The following is a 12,436-nucleotide window of genomic DNA, read 5'->3' on the forward strand; positions in this document are numbered from 1 at the left end:
ACGCGTATATAAGCAGATGTCTCAGGAGGGATACGACCACGCGACGGTGGAGGAACGCTGGCAGGAGGCGTGGGACGACGCCGCCGTCTACCACGTCCCGGACGACGCCGAAGACCCGACGTACGTCCTCGGGATGTACCCGTACCCGTCGGGGAAGCTCCACATGGGCCACGTCCGCAACTACACCATCACGGACGCGTACGCCCGCTACCGTCGCATGCGCGGCGACGACGTGCTCCACCCGATGGGGTGGGACGCGTTCGGGCTGCCGGCCGAGAACGCCGCCAAGGAGCGCGACACCAACCCCCGAGACTGGACGTTCGACTGCATCGACACGATGAAAGGGCAGATGAAGTCGATGGGGTTCGGCTACGACTGGGAGCGCGAGGTCACCACCTGTACCCCCGAGTACTACCGGTGGAACCAGTGGCTGTTCGGCCGGTTCCACGACGCGGGGCTCGTCGAGCGCCGCGACGCCGAGGTGAACTGGTGCCCCTCCTGTGAGACCGTCCTCGCCGACGAGCAGGTCGAGGGCGACGCGGAGCTGTGCTGGCGCTGTGACACCCCCGTCGAGACCCGCGAGCTGGACCAGTGGTTCCTGAAGATAACCGAGTACGCCGACGAGCTGTTGGAGGCCATCGACGGGCTGGAAGGCTGGCCCGACTCCGTGCGCCAGATGCAGCGCAACTGGATCGGTCGGCAGTACGGGAGCGAGGTCGATTTCGAAGTTGAAGGCCACGGCAGCGTCACCGCGTTCACGACCCGGATCGACACGATCCACGGCGCGACGTTCTTCGCCATCGCGCCCGACCACCCGATCGCGCAGGACCTGGCGGAAGAAGACGACGCGGTCCACGAGTTCGTCCACCACGAGGCCGACCCGGACGGCGACGAGCCGAACGGCGTCGAGACCGGCCTCACCGCGACGAACCCCGTCACGGGCGAGGAGATCCCCGTGTTCGTCGCGGACTTCGTCCTCTCGGACGTGGGGACGGGCGCGCTGATGGCGGTGCCCGGCCACGACGAGCGCGACCACGCGTTCGCGGAGAAGATGGGCGTCGAGATCCGCCCCGTGATCGCCCCCGAGCCGGACGACTGGGACGGCGAGACGGTCCCGGACGCGCCGGACGTGAGCGACGAGGCGTTCACCGACGACGGGGTCGTGATCGACTCCGGCGAGTACACCGGCCTCGACAGCGAGACCGCGCGGGAGCGGATCACGGCCGACACCGAGGGCGCGGCGGAGACGACCCAGTACCGCCTGCGCGACTGGGGCATCTCCCGGCAGCGCTACTGGGGGACGCCGATCCCGATCGTCAACTGCGACGACTGCGGCGCGGTGCCGGTCCCAGAGGGGGACCTGCCGGTCGAGCTGCCCGAGTTCATCAACACGACCGGGAACCCGCTGGACGCCGCCGACGAGTGGCAGGAGACGACCTGTCCCGACTGCGGCGCGCCCGCGACCCGCGAGACCGACACGATGGACACGTTCGTCGACTCCTCGTGGTACTTCCTGCGGTACGTCTCGCCGGGGCTGGCGGACGCGCCCTTCGACCTCGACCGCGCGAACGACTGGATGCCCGTCGACCAGTACGTCGGCGGCATCGAGCACGCCGTGATGCACCTGCTGTACTCGCGCTTCTTCACGAAGGTGCTGGCCGACGAGGAGGGGCTGGAACACCGCGAGCCGTTCACGAACCTGCTCGCGCAGGGGATGGTCCAGCTGGACGGCGAGAAGATGTCGAAGTCGGTCGGCAACACGGTCTCGCCCCAGCGCATCGTCGACGAGTACGGGGCCGACACCGCGCGGCTGTTCATGATGGAGGCCGCCCAGCCCGAGCGCGACTTCGACTGGTCCGAGGAGGGCGTCAAGTCCACGCACCGCTTTTTGACCCGGCTGAACGACCTCGTCGCCGAGTACGCCGCGGGCGACGTGGCGCTCGCCGGCGACGGCGACGCCGCGGCCGCCGACCGCGATGAGATCGACGCGTACGTCGCCGACGAGACCGACGCCGCGGTCGCCATCGCCGGCGCGGAGTACGACGACCTGACGTTCAACGTCGCGCTCCGCGAGGCGCAGGACCTCGTCCGCACGCTCCGGAGCTACCGCGAGTACGCCGACCCGCACCCCGCCGTCTTCGAGCGCGGGGTCGACGTCGCGGTCCGCCTGCTCGCGCCGGTCGCGCCCCACCTCGCCGAGGAGCTGTGGGAGACGCTGGGCCGCGACGGGTTCGTCGCCGAGGCCGACTGGCCGGCGGCGAGCGTCGACCGCGACACCGTCGAGCGCCGGCGCCGGCTGGTCGAGAACACCCGCGAGGACGTGCGCGACATCGTCGAGGTCGCCGGCATCGAGGACCCCGAGCGGATCGACGTCGTCGTCGCGCCGGACTGGAAGTACGACGCGCTTTCGATCGCGATCGACAGCGACGCCGACAACCTCATCTCGGAGCTGATGGCCGAGAGCCACATCCGCGAACGGGGCGACGCGGCCGCCTCCTACGGACAGGACCTCCAGGCGAACCGCGAGGCGCTCCGGGAGACGCTCGACGGCGACGCCGAGTACGACGCCCTGCGCGCGGCCGCGTGGCTGATCGAGCGCGAGTTCGACGCGCCGGTCAGCGTCGAGCGCGCGGCCGACGCCCCCGACGACGTGGTCCGGAAGGCGGAGCCCGGTCGCCCCGCCATCGACATCGTGGAGTGACGGAGCGGCGACCCCCGGGGTCGGTTCGGCGGTCCGGGCGGACGGCCCGGCCGGGCCCGGAAGCGATTAGTCGCCGGAGCGGCCCCCACGTGTATGGACGACCCGTACGCCCCCGCGCGCGACGCGCTCGCAGGCGACGAGCTGGCGGGCGACGCGGCCGACGCCGATCCCGCGGTGCTCGCCGCGCGGCTCGACGACGCAGACCCCCTCTCTTCGTTCGCCGACCGGTATCACGTGCCAGACGGCACGCTGTACATGGACGGCAACTCGCTCGGCCCCGCGAGCGACGCCGCCCTCGCGAGCCTCGACCGCGTCGTCGACGAGTGGCGCGAACGGCTGATCTCCGGGTGGACCGACGCCGACCCGCCGTGGTTCGACGCGGGGGAGCGGCTCGGCGAAGCGCTCGCCCCGCTCGTCGGCGCCGAGCCCGACGAGGTGGTCGTCGGCAACTCGATCACGGTGAACATCCACACGCTCGTCGGCACCTTCCTCGACGAGCTGTTGGCCGGCAACGGGCCGGAGCGCGAGGGCGTCGCGGCCGCGGACGGGACGTGGGCGCCGGACGGCCACCCCGACGCCGACCCCGCGGTCCTCGTCAACGACCTCGATTTCCCCTCCGACCACTACGCGATCCGGGCGCAGCTCCGCCAGCGCGGGATCGACCCGGACGAGAAGCTCCGTGTCGTTCCGAGCCGCGACGGGAGGACCATCGATCCCCGAGACGTCGAGGCCGCCCTCGAAGCGCACGAAGACGTCGGGATCGTCTGGATGCCGACCGCGCTGTACCGGTCGGGGCAGCTGTTCGACGTGGAGCGGATCACGGAGGCTGCCCACGAGGCGGGCGCGTACGCCGGCTTCGACGCGGCCCACTCCGCGGGGGCCGTGCCCCACGAGTTCGACGAGGCGGGCGTCGACTTCGCGGTCTGGTGTACGTACAAGTACCTCAACGCCGGGCCGGGGTCGATCGGCGCGCTGTACGTCGCGGAGCGCCACCACGGGCTCGCGCCCGCGCTGGCGGGGTGGTGGGGCCACGAGAAGGCGACGCAGTTCGAGATGAACATGACCTACACCCCCGCCGACTCCGCGGGCGCGTGGCAGATCGGGACGCCGCCGCTGCTGTCGGCCGCGCCGCTCGAAGGGTCGGTCGAACTCCTGCGCGAGGCGGGGATCGAACGACTGCGCAAGAAGTCGCTCGCCCTGACGGACCTCCTCATCGCCCTCGTCGACGACCGGCTCCCCGAGGTTTCGGTCGGTACCCCCCGCGACCGAGAGGCCCGCGGCGGCCACGTCGCCTTAGAACACCCCGAGGCCGAGCGGCTGAGCGCTGCGCTCAACGACCGGGGCGTCGTCGTCGACTTCCGCCCGCCGAACGTCGTGCGCGTCTGTCCGGCCGCGCCGTACACCGCTTTCGCCGACGTGCTGGAAGTGGTCGACGGGATCGAGGCGATCCTCGATTCGGACGCACACGAGGCGTACGCGACGAACGAGGGCGGGGTGACCTAGCGGGCGCGGAACGTGGGAGTCCGCGGCCGGGGTCGACTGACGGGGCGGTTCTGCCGTTGACATCCGCAGAATTATCAGTCGACATGGCGTAGATGTAATAAGAGAAACAATGGGAAAAGAGTCACAGGCAACCGACAGTGCGGGTCGGTCCGGGACGGACGATGACCGAGTGACCAACGCCTACGAGGCGATGTTCCGAGAGGCGGACGACGCGATATTTCTCGTTGATGTGGCGCGGACGGACGGCGAGTGCGAGTTCACGTTCAAGCAGAACAACACCGCGTACCAGCAACAGACCGGGCTGACCGAGGACGCGATGTTCGGGCAGACGCCGAAGGAGGTCCTCGGGGACGAACAGGGGGCCGCGGTCGAAGCGAACTACCGCCGGTGCGTCGAGCAGGGGACGACGATCGAGTACGAGGAGCGACTCGACTTCCCGGCCGGGACGACGGACTGGCAGACGAAGCTGACTCCGGTCACGGAGGACGGAACGGTGACGCAGATCGTCGGCGTCGCTCGCGACATCACGGAGCAGAAGGAACGCGAGCGGGAACACCGGCGGACGTACCGGCGGTTCCAGACCGTGTTGGAGACGATGTCCGCGGCGGTGTTCCTGAAAGACACCGACGGGCGGTACCTCCTCATGAACCAAGCGTGTCGCGACGTGTTCGACATCGACGCGGACCCCGTCGGAATGACCGACGAGGACCTCTTCCCGGAGCCCGTCGCGGCGCAGGCCCGGGCGGACGACCGCAGAGTGATCGAGGGCGGCGAGCAGATCGAGATCGAGGAGACGGTTCCGACGCCCGCCGGAGAGAGCGTTCGGCTGACGCGGAAGTCGCCCGTACACGACGAGGAGGGATCGATCCGCGGAGTGTGCGGCGTCTCGACCGACATCACCGAACAGAAGACGCGGGAGCGAACTCTCCAGCAGATCAAAGACCGGCTCGAACTCGCGGTCGAGGGCGCGCAGCTCGGCGTCTGGGACTGGGACATGACCACCGACGAGGTCGAGTTCAACGACCAGTGGGCGGCGATGCTCGGCCACTCGCTCGACGATATCGAGGCGCACCTCGACGCGTGGGAGCGCCGCGTCCACCCCGACGACCTCGCGGCGGTCGAGGACGCCCTGTCCGCCCACATGGACGGGGTGACGGAGTACTACGACGCGGACCACCGGATGCGGACCGCGTCGGGCGAATGGAAGTGGATCCGCGACATCGGAAAGGTCGTCGAGCGGAACGAGGACGGAGAGCCCCTCCGGGCGGTCGGCATCCACCTCGATATCGACGATCAGAAGCGCCGAGAGACGGAGTTGGAGCGCACGCGAACCCTCATCGAGCGCACCCAAGAGAGCGCGTCGATCGGCTGGTGGGAGGTCGATCTGGTCGACGAGTCGCTCACGTGGAGCGACGAGGTGTTCCGGATCCACGAGGTGCCGACGACCGAGTCGGTCGATCTGGAGGAGGCGTTAGACTTCTATCACCCCGACGACCGCAACACCATCGAGCGGGCGTTCACCCGGCTGGCGGCGGAGGGCGAGTCGTACGACCTCGAACTGCGGATCCTCACGACGTCCGGCGGGACTCGGTGGGTCAGGACCGTCGGTGACCCGCAGTGCGACGAGGACGGCGAGATAGTCGGCGTGTTGGGGCTGTTCCAAGACATCACCGACCGAAAGGAGCGGGAGCAGGCGCTCGAAGAGACGGAACAGCGCCTGACGATCGCGCTCGACGGCACGAGGACCGGGGTCTGGGAGTGGGACCTCGCGACCGACGAGGTGGTCTGGACCGAGTCGATGGAGCGCCTGTTCGGGCTCGAACCGGGGACGTTCGAGGGCACCTACGAGGCGTTCGCCGGGTACGTCCACCCCGACGACCTCCCGGCGTTAGAGCGGGCGATCGAGCGGGCGAAGGCGGGCGACGAGCCGCTCAAGACGGAGTACCGGATCCGAACCGCGGACGGCGAGCAGCTGTGGGGCGAGGTGCGTGCCGAACTCGTCGAGTCCGAGGACGGCTCGCGCCGGCTGGTGGGGGTGCTCTCGGAGATCACGTCGCGGAAGGAGTACGAGTTGGCCCTCGAGGCGACGCGCGAGGAGCTCCGGAAGATTATCGACCTCGTGCCGGACCTAATCTTCGTGAAGGACCGCGAGGGCGAGTACCTCCTGGCCAACGAGGCGACCGCGTCGGCGTACGGCCGGACGCCGGACGGGGTCGAGGGTAAGACCGAGAGAGAGATCATTCCGGACGCCGGCGACTCTGAGGCGTTCCGACAGGACGACTTGGCGGTTTTCGAGTCGGGCGGGCCGAAGACGATAGACGAGGAGCCGCTGACCACGGCGGACGGTGAGACCCGAATCTTCCAGACGACGAAGATTCCGTATAAAGTGGCGGAGACGGACGAAGACGCCGTCTTGGGCTACGCCCGCGACATCACCGATCTCAAGGAGTACGAGCGGACGGTCGAAGAGCAGCGGGACAACCTCAAGCTGCTGAACCAGGTCGTGCGCCACGACATCAAAAACCAGCTGATGGTGGTCGAGTCCTACACCGAGCTGCTCGAAGGCTCGCTCCCGGACGACCGGAGCCGGACGTACGCGCAGACGGTCATCGAGGCGGCGAAGGAGGCGGCGGACATCACGGAGACCGCCAGAGACGTCACCGACGTGTTGTTACAGGTCGGCTCCGACCGGACGCCGGTCGGCCTCCGCGCCGAGCTCAGCGCGCAGATCGAACAGGTTCGGTCGGAGAAAGACCGCGCGACGGTCTCCGTCGACGGGCCGATCCCGGACGTGACGGTGTTGGCGGACGACCTGTTGGAGGCGGTGTTCCGGAACCTGCTGACGAACGCGGTCGTCCACAACGACAAGGAGGTGGCCGAAATCGCGGTCTCGACCGCCGTTTCGGACGGTTCGGTACGCGTCTCGATCGCCGACAACGGTCCCGGCATCCCCGACGACCACAAAGAGCAGATCTTTCAGGAGGGCGAGAAGGGGCTGGAAAGCGGGGGAACGGGGATCGGCCTGTACCTCGTCGAGACGCTCGTCGACAAGTACGGCGGGGACGTGCGGGTCGGAGATAACGACCCGAGGGGGAGCGTGTTTACCCTCGAACTGCCGCTCGCCGAGTGACCGGTGTGCGGACCTTCCGGCGGCGACGAGTCCGGCGCGTCGCTCGCGCCGCGCACTGCGTCCGGATCTCGGGTGGCGACGGGCTTAATCGCCCGAGCGTCCAACAGAGAGCGATCACACAATGGCGGAACCGTCGGGGATGGACGCGTTCGCGCACCTCGGGAGCGAGGTCCGCGCGGCGCTGTCGGATCAGGGCTTCTCGACGCCGACGGAGCCCCAGCGCGAGGCGATCCCGCCGCTCGCGGCCGGGAAGAACGCGCTCGTCTTAGCCCCCACGGGCACCGGCAAGACGGAGACCGCGATGCTCCCCGTCTTCGACGCGCTCGTCGAGGCCCGAAACTCGCCCGGCGACCCGCCGCGCGAGGGCATCTCCGCGCTGTACATCACGCCCCTCCGCGCGCTCAACCGCGACATGATGGACCGGCTGGAGTGGTGGGGCGAGCGGCTCGGCGTGGAGGTCGCGGTGCGCCACGGCGACACCACGCAGTACGAGCGGTCGAAGCAGGCCGACGACCCGCCCGACGTGTTGATCACGACGCCGGAGAGCCTTCAGGCGATCCTGACGGGCTCGAAGATGCGGGTGGCGCTCGAATCGGTCGCCCACGTCGTGATAGACGAGGTCCACGAGCTGGCGGCCGCGAAGCGCGGCGCACAGCTCACGGTCGGGCTCGAACGCCTCCGGCGCGTCGCGGGGCCGTTCCAGCGGGTCGGGCTCTCCGCGACGGTGGGCGACCCCGAGGAAGTCGGACGGTTCCTCGTCGGCACCGGGAAACGGGACCCCGACCGCCCCGGCGACCGGTCGTTCGAGACGGTCGAGGTCGCCGCCGGGACGCGGACCGACGTGCGCGTCCTCGACCCGGCGATCACGGACGCCGACACCCGTCTCGCAGGCGAACTCGCGGTCGACGAGGCGACCGCGAGCCACGTCCGGACGATCCGCGGGATCGTCGCCGACAAGGAGTCGACGCTGATCTTTGTCAACACGCGACAGACCGCCGAGGCGCTCGGCTCCCGGTTCAAGACGCTCGCGGAGAACGAGCGCGACTCCGGGACCGACCCCGACGAGGTCACCGAGATCGAGCTCCACCACGGCTCGCTGTCGAAGGACGTGCGGATCGACGTGGAAGACCGGTTCAAGTCGGGCGATCTCGACGGGCTCGTCTGTACGTCCTCGATGGAACTCGGCATCGACGTGGGGCGCGTCGACCACGTGGTCCAGTACGGGAGCCCCCGCGAGGTCGCTCGCCTCCTCCAGCGCGTCGGGCGGGCAGGCCACCGCCGCGACCTGGTCTCGGAGGGGACCGTCGTGACGCAGGGCGGCGACGACACCCTCGAGGCGATGGCCATCGCGCGGCGGGCCGGCGACGAGCTCGTCGAGCCCGCGAACATCCACCACGGGAGCCTCGACACGGTCGCGAACCAGATCGTCGGGATCGTGATGGACGAGGGCGAGGTCCACGCCCGCGAAGCGTACCGGACCGTCACGAACGCCTACCCCTTCGACGACCTCTCCGAGCCGGAGTTCCAGGAGGTCGTCCGCGAACTCGACGGGAACCGACTGCTGTGGCTCGACGAGGAGACTGACACGCTCGAGAAGAGCGGCGGGACCTGGCAGTACTTCTACGCGAACCTCTCGATGATCCCCGACGAGTCCACCTACGAGGTGTACGACATGTCCTCGCGGCGCCAGATCGGGACCTTAGACGAGCAGTTCGTCGTCAACTTCGCCGGCCCGGGCGAGACGTTCGTCCAGCGCGGCGAGATGTGGCGCATCACGGAGATAGACGAGGAGGAGGAGCGCGTGAACGTGACGCCGATTCCGGACCCCACCGGCGAGGTCCCGTCGTGGGTCGGACGGGAGATCCCCGTCCCGAAGCCCGTCGCCGAGGAGGTGGGGAAGATCCGCGGCGAGGCCGCGGCCGCCCTCGACGCGGGGTCGACGCCCGAGGCGGTCGCCGCCGACCTCACCGAGCGGTATCCGACCGACGCGGAGACGGCCGCGGACGCGTTGAGCGCCGTCGTCGACCACGTCGAGGCCGGCCACCCGGTACCCACGGACGACCGGATCGTGATCGAGGGGAGCGCGCGCACCGTCGCGGTCAACGCCGCCTTCGGCCACGAGGTGAACGAGACGCTCGCGCGCCTGCTCGCGGCGCTCGTCGGCCAGCGCGCGGGGTCGTCGGTCGGGATGGACGTGGACCCGTACCGGATCGAGTTCGAGGTGCCACACGACGTCGACCCCGGGACCTTCCGCGAGGTGTTGGAGACGACCGACCCCGACCGGCTGGCGGCGTACCTCGAACTGGCCGTCAAGAAGTCGGACGCGCTGAAGTTCACGCTCGCGCAGGTCGCCGCGAAGTTCGGCGCGGTCAAGCGGTACAAGGAGGGACGCGGCCGGTTCGGCGGCGACCGACTGCTCGCGGCCTTAGAGGACACGCCCGTCTACGACGAGGCGCTCCGCGAGGTGTTCCACGCGGACCTCGCGGTGCCGGAGACCGCGGAACTGCTCGAAGCGGTTCGGGACGGCTCGCTCGCGGTCGAGGTGGCCCGCGAGCGCACCGCGCTCGGCACCGCGGGGCGCTCCGCCGGCACGGAGTTCCTCGTCCCCGACAACGCCGACGCGGACGTGATCGACACCGTCAGAGAGCGGATTCGGGACGACCGGGTGATCTGCTTCTGTCTCCACTGCACGGACTGGCGGCACACGACGAAGGTGCGGCGCGTCCGCGACCAGCCCGAGTGTCCGGAGTGCGGGTCGACCCGGATCGCGGCGCTCAACCCGTGGGACGACGAGACGGTCGCCGCGGTGCGCGCGGCCGAGAAGGACGACGAGCAGGAGCGCCGCACCGAGCGCGCCCACCGCGCCGCGAGCCTCGTCCAGACGCACGGCAAGCGGGCGGTGATCGCCCTCGCGGCGCGCGGCGTCGGCCCCCACAACGCCGCGCGGATCATCAACAAGCTCCGCGAGGACGAAGACGAGTTCTACCGCGACGTGCTCCGGCAGGAGCGCGAGTACGCGCGGACCCAGTCGTTCTGGGACTAGTCGGAAACTCGCGAGGGAACGAGTCGAAACCCCGCGGGGGCCCGTTCGGAGGACACGCCCGTTTTTAAGTACCGGACGACCGAACCGAGCGGTATGGACCTCTCCGCTGCCGTAACGGCCACGATAGCGACCCTCCGTCGCCGTCCCGCCGATCTGCTCCCCTTTTACCTCCTCGGCACCGCGGTTCCCGTGATCGCCCGTCTCGGCACGTTCGTCGCGCTCGCCGGGATCTACCTCCACCTCGAACTCACCGGGCGACTGGCGGCCGCCCGCGACGCGCTGGCCGGACTCGAGCCGCCGCCGGAGACGCAGGACCCGGCGGCGCTCGAGGCGTGGGCAGAGGGGGTGACCCCCGCGTTCGAACCCCTCCTGACGCCGACCGTCGGGATCCTGTTCGTCGGCGGCGTCCTCGTCACGGCCGCCCTCGGGCTGTTCGCGTACACCGTCATCTCGGCCGGACAGCTCTCGGCCGTCGTCGCGACCCTGCGCCGCGAGCGGGCACTCGTCGGCGGGATCGCCGGCGCGCGGTCGCGGTGGCCGACGTTCCTCGGGCTGTACGTCGCCGAACTCCTCCTCTGGGTCGGGGTGATAGCGCTGGGCGCTCTCGCGGTCGGCGCGGCGTTCCTCGCGAACCCGTTCCTCGGGGCTGCCGTCGCGATCGCCGCCCTCCTCGTCGGCTTCGTCGCCGTGATGCTCGTCCGGGTCCTGTTCGCGTTCGCGCCGGTGGCCGTCGTCGTCGACGACGCCGGCGTCGTCGAGGCGGTCGAGGGCGCCGGCGGCTTCGTGCGGTCGAACCCGACCGACGCCGCCGCGTACCTCGTGGTCGCCGTCGGGGCGCTGATCGCCGTCTCGTCGGCCGCGTCCGGGGTGGCGTTCCTCGGCGGCGGCGCCGTCGTCGCGCTCGCGAGCGCGGTCGTCGTCGCGCCCGCGCTCGACCTGTTGAAGACCGTCCTCTACGGCGACTACCGCGGCACGGTCGACCCCCTCGACCCGCCCGAGGCCGGCGTTCGGACCCAACTCGTCGGCGGGCTCCGGCGCGGCTGGCGGGAGCTGGTCGGGTTCGTCCGGGCGACGCCGGGCCACCACGCGCTCGCGGTCGCGACCGCGGTCGGGTTCGGCGCCGTCGGCTGGGTGGCGGTCGGCTCCTTCGGCGGAACGGTCACGACCTCGATCGAGGGGCGGTTGGTCGGACACGTCCCGCCGGTGGCGGCGCTCGCCTTCTTCGGCAACAACTGGGGGGTCGCGATCGCGACCGCCTTCTCTGGCGTCGGGTTCGTCGTCCCCGCGCTCTCCTCGCTCGCGTTCAACGGCGTCGCCTTAGGCGCCACCGCCGCCTTGGAGGAGAACCTCCCGGCGCTCGTCGCGTTCGTGGTCCCGCACGGGATCTTCGAGATCCCCGCCCTCGTCGTCTCCGGAGCGCTCGGGATCCACCTCGGCGCCGTCTCGTGGCGGACGTTCCGCGGCGACGAGCGCCGCGAACGGCTCGCCGACGCGTTAGAGACCGGCTTCTGGGTGACCGTCGGGCTCGGACTCCTGCTCGGCCTCGCCGCCGTCATCGAGGGGTTCGTCAGCCCGTACTACTGGCGCCCGTTCCTGTGAGCGCCGCCGGAGTCGCCGTCCGCCCGCAACCTTATTGCCGCGCGGTCGAAGCGTCGGTATGGAGCCGTTCGTCGCCGTCATCCTCGTCGGTGTCCCGCTCGCGTGGCTCGTCGGCTTCGCCGGGTACGCGTACGTCGACGCGCCGAACCACGGGATGGACCGTCGCAAGTGGGCGCTAATCTCCTTCGTCGTCCCGCTGTTCGGGTTCCTCGCGTACGTCTTCGAGCGCGACGAGCAGGACTACGACCCCGAGACAGACCCGTACGCCGGCGGGAGCGAGGAGCGGAGCGGCGGGTTCGCGGTCCACGAGTCACGGCAGGGCGAGAAGCGACTCGGTCCGGCGGGAACCGAAGCGGACGAGGGCGACGACGGAGACGACGAGTGGAACGATCCCGACGGGATCGACCTCTGAGTTCGGACCAGTCGGTCGGCCGGGTTGATGGCTCACTCGACCGGATCG

General features: G+C 70.2%; 6 protein-coding genes. All 6 read left to right on the plus strand.

Annotated elements, in window-relative coordinates; translation table 11 throughout:
* Nucleotides 1–16 precede the first annotated feature (16 nt).
* On the plus strand, nucleotides 17–2,701 hold the full coding sequence (leuS, locus tag ACZ5KW_RS02050; protein ID WP_343779369.1) for a leucine--tRNA ligase: 2,685 nt from the start codon (nucleotides 17–19) through the stop codon (nucleotides 2,699–2,701).
* A 93-nt stretch (nucleotides 2,702–2,794) separates the two neighbouring features.
* Nucleotides 2,795–4,204, plus strand: a complete 1,410-nt coding sequence (kynU, locus tag ACZ5KW_RS02055) for a kynureninase (RefSeq protein WP_343779371.1) — start codon at nucleotides 2,795–2,797, stop codon at nucleotides 4,202–4,204.
* A 109-nt stretch (nucleotides 4,205–4,313) separates the two neighbouring features.
* Nucleotides 4,314–7,334: a PAS domain-containing protein gene (locus ACZ5KW_RS02060; RefSeq protein WP_371152732.1), complete on the plus strand. Its 3,021-nt coding sequence runs from the start codon at nucleotides 4,314–4,316 to the stop codon at nucleotides 7,332–7,334.
* 121 nt (nucleotides 7,335–7,455) lie between these two features.
* Nucleotides 7,456–10,377 (plus strand): DEAD/DEAH box helicase, encoded by a 2,922-nt coding sequence (locus tag ACZ5KW_RS02065; RefSeq protein ID WP_343779374.1) that lies wholly within the window; start codon nucleotides 7,456–7,458, stop codon nucleotides 10,375–10,377.
* 93 nt (nucleotides 10,378–10,470) lie between these two features.
* Nucleotides 10,471–11,976, plus strand: a complete 1,506-nt coding sequence (locus ACZ5KW_RS02070) for a stage II sporulation protein M (RefSeq protein ID WP_343779377.1) — start codon at nucleotides 10,471–10,473, stop codon at nucleotides 11,974–11,976.
* 58 nt (nucleotides 11,977–12,034) lie between these two features.
* The gene (locus tag ACZ5KW_RS02075; RefSeq protein WP_343779379.1) at nucleotides 12,035–12,388 is read left to right on the plus strand and encodes a hypothetical protein; all 354 of its coding nucleotides are present in this window, start codon (nucleotides 12,035–12,037) and stop codon (nucleotides 12,386–12,388) included.
* Nucleotides 12,389–12,436: the final 48 nt, after the last annotated feature.

The organism is Halorubrum ejinorense (assembly GCF_055389685.1).